The organism is Desulfocapsa sulfexigens DSM 10523 (genome assembly GCF_000341395.1).
Lineage (GTDB): Bacteria > Desulfobacterota > Desulfobulbia > Desulfobulbales > Desulfocapsaceae > Desulfocapsa > Desulfocapsa sulfexigens.
On record NC_020304.1, the window covers coordinates 262,973 to 280,426 of the forward strand.

Genomic DNA, 17,454 nt, shown 5'->3' on the forward strand with positions numbered 1-17,454 from the left:
ATATTCTGCACTAAAGACAAAGACACCACAAAAAAAGGGTGAGAGAGCCAATCGTGCTCACCTCACCCTGTCTGATCAGGCAATACCGCTTAGAGTAGAGCCGTTTTGTTAAAAAACGAAGCCTAAACCTACACTGACAACATGATTACCATCACTACTGGTATTATCAATATCATCCACGGTTAACTCATCAAAAAACCACTCATAACGGTACTTCACCACAACATAAGTACTCTCATTGATAAAAGACTTGAAGCCGACCTGGGGCCCAATAGTACCAGTTGTGTCTTCGTCATTGTAGCTAGCACCAATAAAAGCACCTAAAAATGGCTGAAAAACATCATCCTTTGATACACCACGGACATAATAGTTCACAAAGGGGATAGTGGATGCCATCCATCTATCATCAGCATTATCAATAAAATCGTATGCTATATTCTGTATAACTCCCACTTCCAGGCTGTCTGTGAAAAAGTACCCATATCCAACATCCACATTCGCAGTTCCCCACTCAACGCCCTGGGCATGAAAAAGCCCTCCAGAGAGCTGAAGATCACTATCACCTTTTTTCTGAGCGGCATTGGCAGTTGCTGCATAACTTGTCACCAGCATTGAAAGGCAAATTGCTATTGCTGTACAGTATTTCTTAATCATCTTTTCCTCTTAATTTGAAATTATTCTGCTCTGAGTGAAATCCCCAACTCTTCTTTGCTTCAATCTCTTTTGTAGAACCATCTTTGTCTTTAATGAAAATCTTAAACTCACCAGCCCACACAGTACGATTGTCTTGTATTAAGTCAAGGCCCCTGGTAATAAAATTTATTAAAATACCTTTCGAGCCGTCCCGCTTCAGCAGCAAAACAGAACCAAACATGCAACTACAAGCAATTACAAGCACCATCATCAACGTGAAAGAGGGTCACAATTGGTTATGGTCACTTTTCCCTGAAGCATATTCCCCTTGGAGTACTCACTAAAAACACAGGTATTGGTTTTAGGATCGTAATTCTCAATCCACAAATTATCATCCTTCCAGGTCGCCTGCATATGATGCTGCCCTTCCGGAACACGAATAGTCATAACACCGCCATAGCGCTTGACAAAAACTTGCTGGAGACGAAAAAAATAGGTCGCCCATCCCACCAGCAAAATGAGCAAAGCGATAACGATACCAACTTTCCAATTCTGTGCCTTTACCCCGGCGCCATAAAGTACTGCACCCATAAGAGCAATTACTGCCAACCAGTACAAATAAGTAATCACAACCAAACCCTCCCCTTGTAACGGTGTAGTTAAGAAGACAGAGCGGATTCTAACTTTTCCATTCATGCCCACATCCTCAACAGATCGACCAACATACATTTACTATAGTAATGAAATGAAATTTTGAAATTAAAGACAAACCGTAACAACATGAGGCAGAAACAAAAGACAAAAAAAAGGGGTCAAGCCAAACAGGCTCAACCCCTTTTCATTAACTGGTACACTAGGGAGGATTCGAACCTACCGACAAGGCGACAAGTAGCGTAAATAATTAATAAAATAAATTATGTGTGATACGGGTGTGATACGCATCTTTCATGGATTTGGGAAGATTACGTTACAGCTCAGGTGCGAGTGGGAATTGCAACACTGAACTTTGATTTACCTGTGACTTTGCAGCAAGGCTGAACTCCGAAAAACCGCGCTGCCCGCTCGTCACTTGTAGCGCCTTGTTAGGCTTTTATGGTGTTGTTACGGACATATAAGGACTCCCATCATCGTTTTTACCAATTTCAATTTCTATATACCCGTCTGTCCTTGTGGTTAAACAGCTTCTCTCCTTTAAATTTCCAGTAGATTTGCTTGATACTGACCAACCTCCTGCATGTTGCGAATACCTTGCAGCAGCATCAGTATTCTGAACTCTACCGTCACTAACGACACATAATTTAGGTTTTATTATTTTGAAAAGGTCCGAGTGGTAACCAGATTCACGTCCATGGTGACTGGATAGATAAAGATGGGCTCCATTGATAGCATCAACAAAATTTTGCTTACTAAGTAAGGACTTCCAAGATGGAAGTTCATTATCACCAGGTATTACTACTTTCACTCCACAATATTCAAAGACTACGACACCACTATGGTTGTTGATATTCGATGTACCACAATCTCTTGACGCGTGTTTTGTTATTGTAACTCCAGAACTTACATCTGGATTACCAACCAACTTTTCATTTTTAGTAGGGTGTATGAATCTATTGTTTGAAATGTCAAAATAGTAATCCAGTTTTTCAGTATAACTACTCTGATTGGCCTTTCTTACATCGTCTTCTGGCAACCACTTTGGTCTCCATATTTGCCGAACTTTGAAATCTTCTAATTGCAAAATCTCATCAATATGGTCCCCGTGCGGGTGTGTGATAATAAGGCTATCTATTGTATCTGTTTGTTCCCGCAACCAACTTAATGGCGAAAATTCTTCCGAACACCCGAGATCAATGACTATGGATTGTCCATTCGGAGTAAACGCATGGACAGCATGACCATGACCAACATCGTGAATAAATAATTTTAATGTCATCTTTGTTGTTTTTCCTTATGCACAGATTTGTCTGGGTGATATTTGCTATTTACGTACAAGTATAAAGATGAAGCGCTGAATAAAATTAGTGAAAACACAACGGTGATTATCACGGCAATCGTAATTGTGCATTGCTGAGGATATTTCAAAAGCATATAAACATAGGCAGTAAGCCCTGTAAAAATACCAACCTGCATTGATACAAAAAAGTTGAGCAAAGTGTGTGAACTTGTCCATTTGAATGCGTTAAATGATGTGCTCAAGTACATCTGGTTGTGAAATTTGTTTTCTTCAAGTTGTTCCAAACTATATCGGCGAATGGAGTTCACCTGCCTAACAGGGTAAATAAAATATAATCGGGTCTGTATTAAAACGGTAAATATTGAAAGCAACCCGATTGTTGCCACCAATGAAATAATGAATGTGAATTCCCAAAAAAATTGTTCCGCGTTGCCACTTAACTGATAAATTGCTAGCAGCAATGAAGGAATTGCGCCACTCAACCCTGATGCATACTTAACAAGTGCTTGGTGTCTTTCATCGTAATACTTTATAAGAGAAAAACATTGCTCGTATTCTGTTTTTAAAAAATCATCCATAAAAATTCCCGCTGATTATTTTTGTAGCCTAACCATTGATTAACAGGTCTCATTGCCCTGATAATACCTAAAATACAACATTATCACTACAAAGATACCAGTTTTGTACTTAACTTATGAAATATACTAAAAATTCCCCTAAGTAAAGGGATACCGCTTATAAATTATGTTTCTCTCAGTTTTTAAAACTGAGCCGCCGGAGGCATAATCTTCTAAATTCTTTTGCAGTTCAGTCTTTTTCCCCGATAGAATATTCTCACGCACTGGCAAAGAAAAAAGGGCTTTCGCCCCTCCTTCTATTTATTTGCACAAATATTATTAATTTTATATTTCAAATCGTCTATCCATTCCCCTATCTGGTAACATTTTTCCAATAATTCAGATTCTTTTTCATCGTCTTCAGTTTTTAAAAATTCATTGTAATAAAAATCGTACAAGTCATTCCAATTTTTTAAAATCGTATTTAATTCTTTCATGGTGAACCTCCTTTAAATTAATAAAAATAAAAAACGTTCACCGGTTCAGCGAAAATGGAGCGGTTCTGTCAATAAAAAAATGCCCCTGCCAGATATGATTGATTATTGAAAAAGCAAAACAAGGAAGATTTAAATCGAAGAAAATTTTTTTATTTACAGGTTCGTGGAATGTCCCCGCTATAATTCGCCTAGAGTGATGATGTATATACCCTACCAGCCTATAAAAATATTTTTTATACACACGGATAGAATTATCCATGAAATATAGTCGCTGAAAGTCGGTTGTTTTGGGGGCGGCCCCGCAGGCCAATTTGCCAAAACTATAGAAGTTAAAAAAACAGATGAAATATTAAATTATATGGGAGTACACGCTCTAGGCCACGGGGTGAAGATGAATCTATCTGTCCTTACTATAGTGGAGAAGCAAACAGTAGGATAATAAAATTTTTGCATGCGGGGGAGCGCTGGCCGCCCCCTGTTATTTCCCCTGCCCTTCCAGCTTTATAGAATTTTTTTGACAGTTTTAATCTCGTCTCGGTTCAATGAAAACTCAGTTCCTTCCATGTTAGTTATGGTGTACATTTCACCAATTTTTGTTGCGCTTTTTGCCTTAATTATCGAGCCATTAACAAGTTCAACCTGATAATAACGAAATTTTTCTGGTGGGTGGTAAGGTGGTTTAATTGGTGAGGTGTTAACAGTTTGAATATTGGATTTATATTTATTTTTTTGCAGTGCCAGTGCTTTTTGTATCGCCTTATCTAATTCTTTTTTGGTTACTGGATTATCTTCCGAAGGATGACTCCTTTTCTCAGGTCTATTCGGTCTTGTCGTGATTGCTGGAAGTTCTGTAGCTCTTTGCGGATTGATTGCCACTGGATCTGAAAATTCATTGGAATATTTCACATACATGAAATAGCCACCATAACCGACCATCCCAATACCAATGAATGATAGGATAAAAAATGTTACTGATTGTGTTACATTTGAACGATTCGGTCTTTTTGGTACAACTGGTTCTTGCCCAGCTTCAGAAAATTCACTTTGCCAGAATTTACTATCTTGTTTTCTTTTACCATGAATTTTATTGATTAAAACTTTTGTGACTTTTGTAGGTTCGTTCATTTTAATTTAAACAATTAATATTGTAATATTTCACATAAAAGTTTCTTTTATCTGATTTTTGTTTAAACGATCTAGATCTCTCTCTTACTTCTTTCCCAAATAGACAAAAAATGCATAAAACATCCAAAAGGTGTGACAAGAGTAGAAATACACCAAAAAGATGTTTCGACGGAATTCAATGATATAACGAAAAAAGTAACACAAAAATCAATAAAAACGCAAACAAAAGCCAGGGTAAAAATGAAAAGTTTGAAACTAATTGAAGTAATGCTTGAGGCATTTATTTGACATAGATACAATAATAAAAATGGTTGAGATTGCACAAAAAGAGAAAGAATTGATGGTAACCAGATGAATAAAAAAAAGAAAAAATATTATTGATTCTTCTATTTATAGTCTACACAGTTGGTGTTTTTGTTTACTCAGCATCACCACTCCATGCAGCCCCCCCACTAAATCAGTCGGTATAAATTTAGACAATGCCGACATCAAGAAACACATAAAATATATCATTGAATTAACAGGAAAAAAATCCTAGTAGATAACCAGGTGAATTGTTGTTTTCAAAAATTATATAACTGTCGCCCAGGACTATTTCAAAAATACCAATGTTAAAGCGATACAGTTTGCACAGCTTGAAGATTTTATAGATTCATTAACCTGTGGTAAAAAAACCAAAGCCAATTACCTTTCCTCAATTCATAACTTCTACCGCTGGCTCCAACAAAGAAGAGAGACTAGCAATAATGATTTTCCAGAATTTCGACAATCAGTTATGAGCTCGGATTCAGGAAAACAGTAGATAAAGAAACCCAACAGGCAATTATAGCCCAGGTAAAAAAATCTCATATCACGTGAGCCCTAAAATATGGCTCGATATCAAGTGGCTTTCAACCTACATATCAATACGGCCCAATGAGCTTAGAAACATCAAGGAGAGCCATATAGACCTTAAACAAGGGTTTATATTCATCCCCCACCCAAAAGAAAAAAGGCCTAAGTATGTACCACTTGTTCACGACGACATTGAATTTTTAAAAACCTTTCCACGCTCATCCCCTGAAATGTATTTTTTCAGACATGAAAAAGGAATAAAAGGAGCTACCCCGGGTAGCCAGTTTGGTACGAATATATTTTATACTTTGTGGAAACGGGCTTGTAAGGATTTGGGAATTGAGGGAATAGATTTGTATGGTGGTACTCGACACAGTTCAGCAGTTGATTTAAGAAACTATGCAACACCAGAGCAAATTAAGCGTGCAAAAATGCATACAACGAATAAAGCTTTCGAAAGATATTTTCAGGTTTCGAAGGAAGAATTACAAGAAATGTATGAGTATACAAAGTGTGATACGCCTGTGACACCAAAAAAGAAAAGGCACACCAGCTAAATAGCTGATATGCCTTGTACAATTTGGTACACTAGGCAGGATTCGAACCTGCGACCCCCTGATTCGTAGTCAGGTACTCTATCCAGCTGAGCTACTAGTGCATATGGAAGGGTTTATATACCCTAGTTCAATCTTTTCCTCAAGACTGTTTTCAACCTTAATTCGCTTTTTCCTGCTTATGGCAGATAATTTCATGATCCGCAGGTTTCAGGGTTGGATCGGCGACAATAATAATATCTATTTTATTCCGAGATTCCATATCACTGATCTCGTTACGTTTATTATTAAGGAGATACTGCGCCACATCCAATGGAAAATGACATTCAACCTTCACCACTTCCTTTCTGCTGCCTCCGGTCTGGATGCGTCGCAGATAGAAAAGCGCGAGAGTCTCAACAGAACGGACAATCCCCCGTCCCTTACAATGCTCACAAACCCGGTAGTTACTGGTCTCAATGGGAGCTCCAAGTTTTTGCCTGGAAATCTGCATAAGGCCAAACTTCGAAATCCGGCTGATATCAACCTTGGCCCGATCCCGCTTCATGGCATTCTTAACCTGACGCTCAACCTCACGAATATTACGGCTGACGCGCATATCAATAAAGTCCACCACAATCAGACCGCCAAGATCACGAAGACGCAATTGACGGGCAAGCTCCGTGGCAGCCTCCATATTAGCCTTAAAAATCGATTCCTCAAAGTTCTTGCCCTTACCGGTTGAACCGGAGTTCACGTCAATGGCAACAAGTGCCTCGGTAGGATCAATAACAATGGAACCGCCAGAGGGAAGCTGCACCTGAGGCTGATAAATAGACTCAATTTGATCTTCCACATTATACTGGTTAAAAATAGGACGTGTCCCCTTATGCAATCTGGCCTTGGCACCTTTCTGCTTGGCAGGAAGCATATCAAGGAAATCCTTAACTTTTTCGAGAGCAGCCAGATCGTCCACCAGAATCTCTTTAATTTCGGGATCAAAATGCTCCCGAAGAAAACGCAGAACGCAGTCATGATCCTGGTAGACCAGTCCCACACCTTCCATTGCCTGCCCTTTCAGCTTGATCTCATTCCAGAGCCTTGACAATGAACGGACATCCTTAGTAAGTGCAGTTTTAGTAACATCCATACTTGCTGTACGAACAATCCAGCCCACACCTTCGGGAATATTCAGAGAACCCATGATTTCACGCAACTGCGAACGACGCTCCTCACCACTGATCTTTCTCGATATTCCAGAAGAATCAGAGCCAGGCATAAGTACCACTCCACGCCCAGGAATGGAAAGATAGGTGGTCATATTGGCCCCTTTATTTCCCACCTCTTCTTTTACAACCTGAACCAGAACCTCCTGCCCCCGCTCAAGGACATCGGTTACTCTCAGCTTCTTCCACTGATGCTGTTCAATATAGCGTTTGTTCTCCTCACTGATTTCCTGTTTATAGTATTCAGGATGGATCTCATTAAAGGGAAGGAAGCCGTTTTTATCAGTACCGTAGTCAACAAAGGCGGCCTGCAGATTACTCTCGATGGCTACTATTTTTGCTTTATAAATATTATTTTTTGTCTGCTTGGAGGAAAGAGTGGAAACATGAATGGATTCCAGCCGTCCATCAGCGAGAAGCGCAAGACGACACTCCTCTGGTTCTTCAGCATTAACAAGAAGCTTTAACAGCGGTGGCTTTTCCATGGAAACAGGTTTTTCAACCGCTGGTTCCGGCTGCTTTCCTTTTCCCGGTCCCTTTGCCTGCTGGTTACTCCGCCCACCACGAGGACGTGACGGTTTGGTTTTTGGCTTCGCCTCTTCTGAAGTATCAACTTTTACCGGATCTGACCCGTCTGTCATCTGTGATCCAGCAGGCAACTGATCAGCTTCCACCAACACATCAGGTTGCTTCACCTCTGCCTTTGCCTTCTCCGCAACCTCAGCTGTCGGCTTTTTTCTGGGAACCGGCTTCTTTCGAGGGGCTCGAGGCTTGGCTGCACTCTTTACAGCTGTTGTTTTTTTTCGTGCCTTAGGAGCGGTTTTTTTCGCAGGCTCTGCCGTTTCAACAACACCTGCTGTGACATCAGGTACATCTGGAACCGTTTCCTTTTTTTTCGTACTCTTCCACCAGGCACCGGTTGATGCCTTTTTCACAGTTTTTTCCTGCACAGCCTTTTTCTTTGGCTCTGCTTTTTTGTCTACCATAATTTTCCTTTACCGAAAAAAGCCAGGCTCATTTCGGTACATTTGTGACACCCCTCTTGTAAGGGCTGTTGCATTTTTTAACAGAAAAAAGACCACTCAGGAGCCATCTTCTTCCCAGCATTATATTTTGTCGTCAATTTGCCAGGCACGGGTTTTCGGGATGTGTTACCCCGCCCCCCGGTCTTGATGGGAACAGTACTTACCCTCAACACCCCTGCAACGTTTCTGACACTTTTCCTGGACGAGAAATTCAACGTATTATCGCTTAACCCCTCTTCCATATATTTTCCCGGGGATATCCCGGTTCTCATCGCTCTATTGATGCACTGAAAGCTTGCAGCAAAGAACAAATCAATTCATTTATTCACACTACTTTATACTGCAATCAGCACACTCTTGCAACAGCAGGTGAATCAACAAGGGGGTGGAACCCACTTTTCTCGAAATCCATCAAACAACACATCAACAGGGAAGACTGGCTGAACAGCAGAGAAAAAGGCACGGTTGAACGTATGATTGTGTACAGGTAATGCTTTCAGCAGAGAAAGCAAAAAAACACTGTTCATCTTTTCAAAAGCACACTACAATGCTACATGCAAAATAAAACAATTTCCCTTTATTATCAAGGCAAATATGTGATTTTAAACTTGACACCAATCGCCCATCCTCGTACATTTCGTACGTTGATTAGATTGCTCTTCAACAATCAGGACCATGGGGGGTTCATCTCTCCTACTCCAAAGCAATCACACCAACAAGCCAGTACAAACATTTTCTTGTCAATAACCATGTCAAACACCTCGCACAGTTTAGCATGAAAACAAAAGAAACTTTCAGGGAGTTACCTGTGACAAAACTCTTCAATCGACATTCCCCTGCTGCATTCTCTCTCTGTCTCGGCTCTTTGCTGGCTTTAGTCTCCCAGCCCAGTTTTCTTCAAGCTGACACCATTAACACCGATGAGTGGCAGATTGAGGCCGACAAAGTCCTTCGTTTTGATACCCCCCAAAGTGTTATTGCAGAAGGCAACGTTATCCTTACCAAAATACGGACTTTACCTCCTAAACGGGAAACAGGGCTGGTGAACACTTCAGACTGGTCTGTATTGCTTGAAGAGAATCCGGCAACACCTGTTGAAGATGTTGCAGCACAGGACGTTCTAATTGACGCGGAACCCCGTATAAAAACAGAAATGACCATCAAGGCAGACTGGATTGCCTATGACGTTGAACAGAACTCCATAAAGGCAAAAGGAAATGTCTCCATCGCCAATGACACCGATCAGCTTACTGCAAACGAAGGTGTCCTGGACCTGAACAAAGAAACAGGTATATTTAAGGAAGCCCTCATTCTCCGGGACTCTATGGATCTGCACCTTGAGGGTGAGACCATTGAAAAGACAGGAGTCAACACCTACCGTATCACAAACGGCTGGGTCGTCACCTGTAAAGTCCCCGAAGAGAACACACCTCCCTGGAGTTTTGCAGCCAGCGAAACGAATGTGACTCAAGGGGAATACGCCTTTTTGAAACATGCCACCTTTCGCATCAAAGATGTACCTGTTCTCTACACGCCCTGGCTCATGCTGCCCGTAGGAAATAAACGGCAGACTGGTGTACTCTTTCCTGAAGTTTCCAGTTCCGACCGAAACGGATTTGGCTTCAACCTGCCGATCTTTATTAATGTTTCCGACTCATCCGACCTCACCCTCTACCCTGAATATTATGCCAACCGTGGTTTTATGCCCGGTATGGAGTTTCGTTACGTCCTTGGTACCCAGGATAAGGGGTCGTTAATGGCCAGCTATATCTACGATGATCTTTCAGACCCCTCCGAAACTGACTACTGGAACGACACAGGATACACCCACACCAATCAGGACAGATACTGGGTTCGAGGAAAAATTGACCAGGATTTCGACAACGACATCACTACCCGTATAGATCTTGATATAGTTTCCGACAGAGATTATCTGACAGAGTTCAATGGTGGAGTCACTGGATTTGACGAATCCAACCAAAAGTTCAGCGAGGTATTTGGGCGTGGCTTCCAGAATAAAACCAGTGACCAACGCCAGAACTCCGTAAAGCTCCTTAAAACCTGGGACGGAATGGCCCTGGAGGGCGTATTTCTGGGGATCAACGATGTCAGACCTGATCCTGTCCCCTTTATCAATCCTGAGACTGGGCTAACAGAAACCATAACCAACCCCGGCGCTCTGTGGAAACTGCCAAGTATAGACTTCACAGGTAGCCTCCCCATGGGAGAAACAAGCCTGACTCTTGACTGGGATACTGATTATGTAAATTATTACAGGGAAGACGGTGTCGGGGGACACCGCCTTGATTTGTACCCTCGCCTGAGTGCCCCAATCCCTCTCAGCCCATACCTTGAAGCACGTGCTGAAGCAGGAGTGCGGGAAACCTTATACAGCGTTCAAACCTTTGGTGATGGGGAATGGGATAAAGGCGATAACCCAAACCGCCTGCTTGGGGATTTTCATACTGAAGTTGGAACCACTCTCTTAAGAAGTTTCGGTCTGAATGCAGATAACACCAGTGGTTTCACTCATAACCTCAGACCTTTCATTCAGTATGATTTCCTTTCAGACACAGACCAGGAAGACCTTCCAAGCTTTGACTCCGTGGACTATATAGGGGAACAAAATGCAATCACCTATGGTGTCGACAATTTCTTTGATCTCTTTGGAAACGACACTGACAGAGAATATGGCTACTTGAAGATCAGCCAGAGCTACGATTTCCGCAGTGAGGCTTCCGACACTCCTTTCACCCCCGTCAACGTCAAGCTGCGCTGGAATCCACTAACCCAAGGCTGGGTTATCTATAAAACCAATATTGATGTGTATGGAGACGGATTTACCTCTCACAGCGTGGAAACAGCCTACGAAAACAGCCGAGGTGATTACTTCAACCTCGATTATAGATACGGAAATGATGGTGACACCCAGCAGATCAACTTCAGCGCCAGAGCACAGCTGTTTGATACCATCTTCGCCGCATATGCAATCGAACATTCCATATCTGAATCCGAGATTATTTCGCAAAACATCTCACTGATGTATCAACCTGCGTGCTGGTCTGTTGAACTGACCTCAAGATACACGCCCGGTGACCACAGCCTCATGCTGATGTTCAACCTTGCGAACATTGGCAGTCCGATAAATTTAAGGCTATAAGCAGTATGCACTTTGATGTCTTCAATGGCGACGCAGACGGTATACTGGCCCTGCACCAGTTCCGTCTGCATACTCCAAGCCCTGAGGCAACCCTGATCACCGGAGTCAAACGCGACATCACATTACTCAAGAAAATCAATACCCAGGAAAACAGCCGCATCACCGTTTTTGACATATCACTTGACTCCAATCGCAGCCCTCTGCTGTCGCTTCTTGATCAAGGCAATACTATTACCTATATTGATCACCACTTTGCCGGAAGTATTCCGGACGACAACAAGCTGACCGTTCACATAGACCCATCCCCAACGATCTGCACATCCCTCATAGTGGACAAACTTCTCAAAGGCAAATACCGGACCTGGGCCATAGCCGCTGCCTATGGAGACAACCTCCATGAATCTGCAGAAAAGGCAGCCGCCACTCTATCCCTTACCACAGAGCAACTGGCCATGCTCCGAGAACTTGGAGAGTTACTGAATTACAATGGATATGGAGCGGAAATCAGCGACCTCCACTTTCCTCCAGATACCTTATATCAGGCCCTGCATCCTTACGAGGATCCATTTTCCTTTCTGGCCGAATCCAAAGATCTAGCCACCCTCCGTCAGGGCTTCACAGAAGACATGGCACTTGCCATGGAACAGAAAGAAATGTCTCCCGGAAACAACAATAGAATTTATACATTTCCTGACGCTCCCTGGGCAAGAAGAGTTGCCGGAGTGTATTCCAATCTGCGGGCCCGTGAGAAAAAAGACGTTGCACACGCACTCATTGTGCAAAACAGGGATAAGACCCTGCGTATCAGCGTAAGAGCTCCCTTAAACAACAGAAAGGGTGCTGATAAACTCTGTCTCGCCTTCCCCACAGGAGGAGGACGCAGTGCTGCGGCCGGCATAAATAGCCTTCCGCCAGAATTACTTGATGAGTTTCTCGCCAGCTTTCACTCAACCTATTCAGCCTGAGGTTACTTCATTAGGATGAAAAATCTCATGCCAGGAATTTTTATTTTACTCCTTTGTCTCACCTTCCCGGCTCATAATGGGATAGCAGAAGATAAAGTTCTCGCTGCTGACCTGGTCAAAAACGGCCAGAAGATCGACTTGAGCCAGGAGAAATACAGACTTCTCTTTGAGGAGCTTGAACAGGTACACCAATTCACCAAAGATGAGATTGGGGCTATTTTTAAAGGGGTGAAAATCAAGCGAAAAGTGCTCGTTCTTATGGATACCCAATGGGAAGCAAAACCCTATTACCAGTATCGGCCACGCTTCATCACCAAATCCGTCATAAGAGAGGCAAAAAAGAAACTTAAGAAACACAAAGATATACTTGATCGCATTGAACAGGAAATTGGCGTTGACCGGGAAGTTGTAATCGCCATATGGGGCATAGAATCCCGCTTCGGTACCTATAGCGGTGGCTTCAACGTCTTTCAGACCCTGAACACGCTCTTTGATGCCTACCCCCGTAGATCCGATTTTTTCCGAAAAGAGTTGATTGAATTCCTTATCCTCTGCAAAGAAAACCATTACAATCCCCGTATGATTACAGGTTCTTACGCTGGAGCCTTTGGCCAGACCCAGTTTATCCCTTCAAGCTTTCGCACATACGCAGTGAGCTTTGACGGCGACGAACGTCGTGATGTCTTTAACTCCATTGATGATATCCTGGCATCCATTGCCAACTATCTTCACTTCTTCCACTGGACGCTTGATGCACCTCTCTACATTGACATTGGAAAGACTTTAACGGGACCTGAAGTCATCAAGGCAAACAGCAAGGGGAGGAAAGGAGTTGTTGATTACCTCACGGTACAGAAAGAGCAGGCCATAGCCCTTCCCATTCCTCAAGCCAACAGGCCTCTTACCATCGTCGACCTGGAAATAGATCCGAAGAAAGGTGGTGGAAAACGCTATATTGCCGGATATCCCAACTTTCAGGCAATTACGGAATGGAACCATTCAAATCGATATGCCATGGCAGTCAGTGAACTTGCCGAGGCGATCAGATAACAGACCTATGATCAGAAAACATAGCACCTCTTTTTTTATTCTGCTTTCAGTTTTACTCCTCTTGTTAAATAGCTGCGCTAAAGCACCACTCAACAAAGTCTCTCCTGCAGACACTCCCCCGCTTATTGACGATTCAAACCTTAACCATCTGCTTACTGCAGCAGTGCGCCATCTACACTACCTGAATAAACTTCCCAACGACACCTCATTTACCTTCGGATCCGACAGATATCCCGTTTCCTGGATCAGAGAATCCATGACATCCTTTATTGATATCCTGAAACTGGACCCGACCAGAGACGAACTCGGTCGAATAATCAGTGAGAATTTTACGCTTTATCAGGCGGGCGGAAGAAAAGATTCTCATCAGGGTAAGATGCTGATCACGGGCTACTATGAACCTTTCCTCAAGGGAAGCCTCAAGAGAGAGGCACCCTACCTCTACCCCTTATACAGCCCTCCTCAATCCCTCGTTCAAGTAAAAGATCCCGCCAGTGGAACCCCGTTGTATAAACGAAGAAATGAAAAGGGGCAGCTCATTCCCTACTGGAGCCGAAAAGAGATTGAAGAAAATGGAGTAGCGAAGGGCAGCGAACTGGTCTACCTGAATAACCCGATCGATGCATTTATTCTCCACGTTCAAGGATCCGGAAAAATCCAACTGCAGGATGGTTCGGTTCGTTCCATCCACTACGCTGCCTCCAATGGTCTTGAATATTTCTCAATTGGCAAATTACTTGTGGATCAGGGAAAGATGAGCCTTGAAGAGGCCTCCATCCCCTCCATTCGCGCCTACCTCCGCCAGCACCCAGAAGAGCAGGAAGATATTCTCAATCACAACAGCAAATTCATTTTCTTCAACTGGGCTCCCGATGGTGACCCAGTAGGAAGCCTTGGCGAACCCCTCGTTGCAGGACGCTCCATTGCAGTTGATCCTGAAGTTCTCCCGCAGACGACCCTGGCTTTTCTCATCAGTCGTAAACCAGTGCTGGACAAAGCTGGAACAATTACAGAGTGGATCCCCATGCACCGTTTTGTCTTTCCTCAAGACACCGGATCAGCGATCAAAGGCGCTGGGCGTGCAGATCTCTACTGGGGCAGTGGCAACTACGCAAAAGCCGCAGCCGGCAGTATGAAAGAAGAAGGAACACTCTACTTTATGATTAAAAATAATTTCGAAAACCCGGACGAATAAAAGTGAAGAAACAGTGGCAGGTAAACTCCGCCGTGTTTCATGCACGGGCAGAGGAGTATGACAGCTGGTTTGATAACAGCCTGCTCTTTGATATTGAGACTGCAGCTATTGCAGCACTGTCTGGTTCTCCCAAACAGCCATCTCTTGAGATCGGTGTGGGCCCCGGTCGCTTTGCATCGCATTTTGGTTCGAACTTTGGAATTGATCCTGCCCGAGGGCCTCTCCTTTTCGCAAAATCAAGAGCCATTGCTGTCTGCCAGGCAATCGGGGAAGCACTTCCTTTTTCCAGCAAATCAATGAACAGGGTATCACTTTTTTTCACTCTCTGTTTTGTCCAGAATCCTGGGGAAGTTTTTCGCGAATCCCATCGAGTACTCCAGGAGAACGGCTTTCTGCTCCTGGGGTTTGTGCCCTCAACGGGAGCCTGGGGAAAAAACCTGCAGCAAAAAAAAGAAGAGGGGCATCCTTTTTATAAACATGCCCGTTTTTTCACCATTGAAGAAATTAAAACACTTCTTACAGATGAGGGATTTGTTCCAGGGGAATCTGTTTCAATCCTTTACCAAACACCAGGGAATGTGACTCAAATGGAATTACCACAGCCGGGTATGGATAAAGAGGCCGGCTTTATTGTGCTTCGCTCCACAAAAAGTTATAACAGATAAATACATATTGTCTGCCAGTTAATGGTCACCAAAACTTTTTACAGGAGGTTTTTATGAAAAAGACACTGTTTCTTACTGCCCTGCTTTCATTTTTATTTTTTCCTATCCAGGGACAAACAGAGGATTCCTATAAAATTGTCTTTGAAACCATGGATTGCAGCGGCAACACAGGCTTTGCTACCGTGGGCCCCGATGAAATTTTCAAAGTGGGAAATGGAGATTGCACTAACCCAGAAGATCCCGCTAAGAAACTGAAACAACTCCTCGTCCATGACGGCAGTGGCAGCTACAAAGTCTATACGCTGAGCCAGGAAGAGGCCAGAAATGTCATGCTTGAATTGAAAGAGTATATGAAATCCAGAAAAGGCGTTCTTGACCGATCGGATGCTGTAATTATCAGCCAGTGAGTCAGATGAAAAACGCTATACGTTCTTTTACCACCTCTTTTCTTTTTCTACTCACCGTCCTTTCCATAGTAACGGGTTGCTCTTCAGTGCAACATACCTCAAGGACATCGATTGAAGTTGTGAAAATGCCAACTGCTGTTAATTTGCAGGACAGCGATTTTGTCAAATCAACTTTATTGGAGCAGTATAAAGAATGGTATCGAACACCATACCGGATGGGTGGCTTAAACAAACGCGGTATTGACTGTTCCGGCTTTACGTATGTCACTTTCCGTTCAAAACTCGGACGTATTCTTCCCCGAACAACGGATTTACAAGTTCAGACAGGACGGCAGGTGGCTCGGAGAAATTTACAGATCGGTGACCTTGTGTTCTTCAAAACAAGCCTCTTTTACAAACATGTGGGCGTATACCTGGGAGATTCAAAATTCCTTCATGCCTCCACAAGCAGTGGAGTGATCATCTCAAACCTGAACGACCGGTACTGGAATGAAAACTATTGGACAGCAAGGCGTATTGACAGCTGAAGAGGATTTACCTTTTTCAATTCAATCTGATCAATACTGAAATTTCGGCAGAAACCGGAACAAAAAAAAGGTGTTGGGTGACTTCTCACCCAGCACCTTTTTCTGCTTCAAAAACCTTCCAGTTATCGATCTACTGGAAAAACAGACATCCCCTTGGTTAGACTGCCTCCTGAAACAGGGGCACAGTAGGATATTTTCTCTTTTGTACTTGTAACCTTGATGGTACCAGCGACCGTCATCTCAGAATCGAGAACCTCACCGGTATCAGGGTCAACCAGTTCTTCCACTGAGCCAACATTAAACTGCCTGCCGACTTCCACACCTTCACGACTACCACGATTGATAACAATCTTGTCACCTTTCGCCAGAATAACAGAGCCTTCCCAGGGGATCCCCTCAAGCTGCTTGATAAGGAAGATAACAGCCTGACCGACGGCATCTTCGAGTGCCTTGCCCACATTATCTTTTTCAGCTCCGCCAAAGTTGCCACCCAAGCCGCCAAGTGCTCCACCGTGATACCCGACGGTAAAGCCCCTTTTGCCGGAAACACCAACAACGTCGGTGGATGCCTTCACCTGTCCTGTTTCCGAATCAACCAGATATATGGTAACATTCATTTCAGCTTTTCCTGCAGAACCGCCAATACTAAAGCCCTGAAAACTTAAGCCACCGCCACCACTTCCAGTGTCATCCTGAACGTGAGTGATGGAGCCACGCACAAGAAGTTGCGCGGGAGTCATTCGGCCGATCTTGGCAGTTTTCTTGCCCTGAGCTGTACGACCTGATGCAGCAAAATCCTGCTCTGCCATGGCAGCCTGTCTCATCTCGCCATCACCAAGCACTATAAACCATCCAGATTCGTGGAGAAGATTGGTCATAACAGTCTTCATGCCATCTCCGACACTCCAGCGACCATGCCACCCAGCTTCGTTCTTGAATTCTGTAACTGTGATAGAGTATCGTAGATTACCGGCAGGAGGTGCCGGAATAGTATTTTCCGCTGCTGCCCAGCTTAGAGGTAAAATAAGTACAACGATCAGAGTCAATCCAGCCAATATTGATTTCTTCATCCAGTTCTCCTTTTTAAAAAGCTTCTTGATT

17 protein-coding genes and 1 tRNA gene are annotated in these 17,454 nt (G+C 43.4%); 8 read left to right on the forward strand and 10 right to left on the reverse strand.

Going from position 1 to position 17,454, the window contains the following annotated elements:
• Positions 1-108: 108 nt before the first annotated feature.
• The 7 genes from UWK_RS01070 to UWK_RS01100 form a co-directional block, all read right to left on the reverse strand.
• The gene (locus tag UWK_RS01070) at positions 109-654 is read right to left on the reverse strand and encodes an outer membrane beta-barrel protein (RefSeq protein WP_015402497.1); all 546 of its coding nucleotides are present in this window, start codon (positions 652-654) and stop codon (positions 109-111) included.
• Positions 647-874 carry a hypothetical protein gene (locus UWK_RS01075; RefSeq protein ID WP_167320696.1) on the reverse strand — a complete coding sequence of 76 codons (228 nt, stop codon included), beginning with the start codon at positions 872-874 and terminating at the stop codon, positions 647-649. Before UWK_RS01075 ends, UWK_RS01070 begins: the two co-directional genes overlap by 8 nt.
• Before the next feature lie 29 nt (positions 875-903).
• Positions 904-1,263, reverse strand: coding sequence for a hypothetical protein (locus tag UWK_RS01080; protein ID WP_041916518.1), 360 nt, complete (start codon positions 1,261-1,263; stop codon positions 904-906).
• Positions 1,264-1,723: 460 nt separating this feature from the next.
• A complete protein-coding gene (locus UWK_RS01085; RefSeq protein ID WP_015402500.1) occupies positions 1,724-2,566 on the reverse strand; it encodes a ComEC/Rec2 family competence protein in 843 nt (280 codons plus the stop codon).
• The gene (locus UWK_RS01090; RefSeq protein WP_015402501.1) at positions 2,563-3,165 is read right to left on the reverse strand and encodes a hypothetical protein; all 603 of its coding nucleotides are present in this window, start codon (positions 3,163-3,165) and stop codon (positions 2,563-2,565) included. The genes UWK_RS01085 and UWK_RS01090 overlap by 4 nt, the downstream gene beginning before the upstream one ends.
• Before the next feature lie 296 nt (positions 3,166-3,461).
• Positions 3,462-3,641: a hypothetical protein gene (locus tag UWK_RS01095; protein ID WP_015402502.1), complete on the reverse strand. Its 180-nt coding sequence runs from the start codon at positions 3,639-3,641 to the stop codon at positions 3,462-3,464.
• Positions 3,642-4,142: 501 nt separating this feature from the next.
• Positions 4,143-4,766: a hypothetical protein gene (locus UWK_RS01100; RefSeq protein WP_015402503.1), complete on the reverse strand. Its 624-nt coding sequence runs from the start codon at positions 4,764-4,766 to the stop codon at positions 4,143-4,145.
• 854 nt (positions 4,767-5,620) lie between these two features.
• Between UWK_RS01100 and UWK_RS01105 the strand changes: the two genes are divergently transcribed.
• Positions 5,621-6,157: a tyrosine-type recombinase/integrase gene (locus UWK_RS01105; protein ID WP_015402504.1), complete on the forward strand. Its 537-nt coding sequence runs from the start codon at positions 5,621-5,623 to the stop codon at positions 6,155-6,157.
• A gap of 24 nt (positions 6,158-6,181) precedes the next feature.
• On the opposite strand, the gene UWK_RS01110 is transcribed toward UWK_RS01105, so the two are convergent.
• Together UWK_RS01110 and UWK_RS01115 are read right to left on the reverse strand one after the other, a co-directional pair.
• Positions 6,182-6,258, reverse strand: a tRNA-Arg gene (locus tag UWK_RS01110).
• Positions 6,259-6,314: 56 nt separating this feature from the next.
• Entirely contained in the window at positions 6,315-8,345 is a 2,031-nt protein-coding gene (locus UWK_RS01115) for an Rne/Rng family ribonuclease (protein WP_015402505.1), read from the reverse strand.
• A gap of 814 nt (positions 8,346-9,159) precedes the next feature.
• Between UWK_RS01115 and UWK_RS01125 the strand changes: the two genes are divergently transcribed.
• From UWK_RS01125 to UWK_RS01155, 7 genes are read left to right on the forward strand one after another with little or no spacing between them, the layout of a single operon-like run.
• Entirely contained in the window at positions 9,160-11,544 is a 2,385-nt protein-coding gene (locus UWK_RS01125; protein ID WP_083907155.1) for an LPS-assembly protein LptD, read from the forward strand.
• Positions 11,545-11,549: 5 nt separating this feature from the next.
• Positions 11,550-12,509, forward strand: coding sequence for a hypothetical protein (locus UWK_RS01130; RefSeq protein WP_015402507.1), 960 nt, complete (start codon positions 11,550-11,552; stop codon positions 12,507-12,509).
• Positions 12,510-12,536: 27 nt separating this feature from the next.
• Positions 12,537-13,559, forward strand: a complete 1,023-nt coding sequence (locus UWK_RS01135) for a lytic murein transglycosylase (RefSeq protein ID WP_015402508.1) — start codon at positions 12,537-12,539, stop codon at positions 13,557-13,559.
• 7 nt (positions 13,560-13,566) lie between these two features.
• On the forward strand, positions 13,567-14,754 hold the full coding sequence (gene mltA, locus UWK_RS01140; RefSeq protein WP_015402509.1) for a murein transglycosylase A: 1,188 nt from the start codon (positions 13,567-13,569) through the stop codon (positions 14,752-14,754).
• A gap of 2 nt (positions 14,755-14,756) precedes the next feature.
• Positions 14,757-15,419, forward strand: coding sequence for a class I SAM-dependent methyltransferase (locus UWK_RS01145; protein WP_015402510.1), 663 nt, complete (start codon positions 14,757-14,759; stop codon positions 15,417-15,419).
• 53 nt (positions 15,420-15,472) lie between these two features.
• Complete coding sequence (locus UWK_RS01150; RefSeq protein WP_015402511.1) at positions 15,473-15,826, forward strand: hypothetical protein; 354 nt, start codon at positions 15,473-15,475, stop codon at positions 15,824-15,826.
• A 5-nt stretch (positions 15,827-15,831) separates the two neighbouring features.
• The gene (locus tag UWK_RS01155) at positions 15,832-16,353 is read left to right on the forward strand and encodes an NlpC/P60 family protein (protein ID WP_015402512.1); all 522 of its coding nucleotides are present in this window, start codon (positions 15,832-15,834) and stop codon (positions 16,351-16,353) included.
• Positions 16,354-16,475: 122 nt separating this feature from the next.
• Here the strand turns inward: UWK_RS01155 and UWK_RS01160 are convergent, their stop codons facing one another.
• The gene (locus UWK_RS01160) at positions 16,476-17,423 is read right to left on the reverse strand and encodes a CsgG/HfaB family protein (RefSeq protein ID WP_015402513.1); all 948 of its coding nucleotides are present in this window, start codon (positions 17,421-17,423) and stop codon (positions 16,476-16,478) included.
• Positions 17,424-17,454 lie beyond the last annotated feature (31 nt).

What these genes read in the sequence shown, in the direction of transcription:
- UWK_RS01095 (WP_015402502.1), bottom strand. Translation starts at nt 3,641, where the DNA reads ATGAAAGAATTAAATACGATTTTAAAAAATTGGAATGACTTGTACGAT.
- UWK_RS01130 (WP_015402507.1), top strand. Translation starts at nt 11,550, where the DNA reads ATGCACTTTGATGTCTTCAATGGCGACGCAGACGGTATACTGGCCCTG.
- UWK_RS01075 (WP_167320696.1), bottom strand. Translation starts at nt 874, where the DNA reads ATGTTTGGTTCTGTTTTGCTGCTGAAGCGGGACGGCTCGAAAGGTATT.
- UWK_RS01135 (WP_015402508.1), top strand. Translation starts at nt 12,537, where the DNA reads ATGCCAGGAATTTTTATTTTACTCCTTTGTCTCACCTTCCCGGCTCAT.
- UWK_RS01085 (WP_015402500.1), bottom strand. Translation starts at nt 2,566, where the DNA reads ATGACATTAAAATTATTTATTCACGATGTTGGTCATGGTCATGCTGTC.
- UWK_RS01155 (WP_015402512.1), top strand. Translation starts at nt 15,832, where the DNA reads ATGAAAAACGCTATACGTTCTTTTACCACCTCTTTTCTTTTTCTACTC.
- UWK_RS01090 (WP_015402501.1), bottom strand. Translation starts at nt 3,165, where the DNA reads ATGGATGATTTTTTAAAAACAGAATACGAGCAATGTTTTTCTCTTATA.
- UWK_RS01125 (WP_083907155.1), top strand. Translation starts at nt 9,160, where the DNA reads ATGAAAACAAAAGAAACTTTCAGGGAGTTACCTGTGACAAAACTCTTC.
- mltA (WP_015402509.1), top strand. Translation starts at nt 13,567, where the DNA reads ATGATCAGAAAACATAGCACCTCTTTTTTTATTCTGCTTTCAGTTTTA.
- UWK_RS01115 (WP_015402505.1), bottom strand. Translation starts at nt 8,345, where the DNA reads ATGGTAGACAAAAAAGCAGAGCCAAAGAAAAAGGCTGTGCAGGAAAAA.
- UWK_RS01100 (WP_015402503.1), bottom strand. Translation starts at nt 4,766, where the DNA reads ATGAACGAACCTACAAAAGTCACAAAAGTTTTAATCAATAAAATTCAT.
- UWK_RS01070 (WP_015402497.1), bottom strand. Translation starts at nt 654, where the DNA reads ATGATTAAGAAATACTGTACAGCAATAGCAATTTGCCTTTCAATGCTG.
- UWK_RS01150 (WP_015402511.1), top strand. Translation starts at nt 15,473, where the DNA reads ATGAAAAAGACACTGTTTCTTACTGCCCTGCTTTCATTTTTATTTTTT.
- UWK_RS01160 (WP_015402513.1), bottom strand. Translation starts at nt 17,423, where the DNA reads ATGAAGAAATCAATATTGGCTGGATTGACTCTGATCGTTGTACTTATT.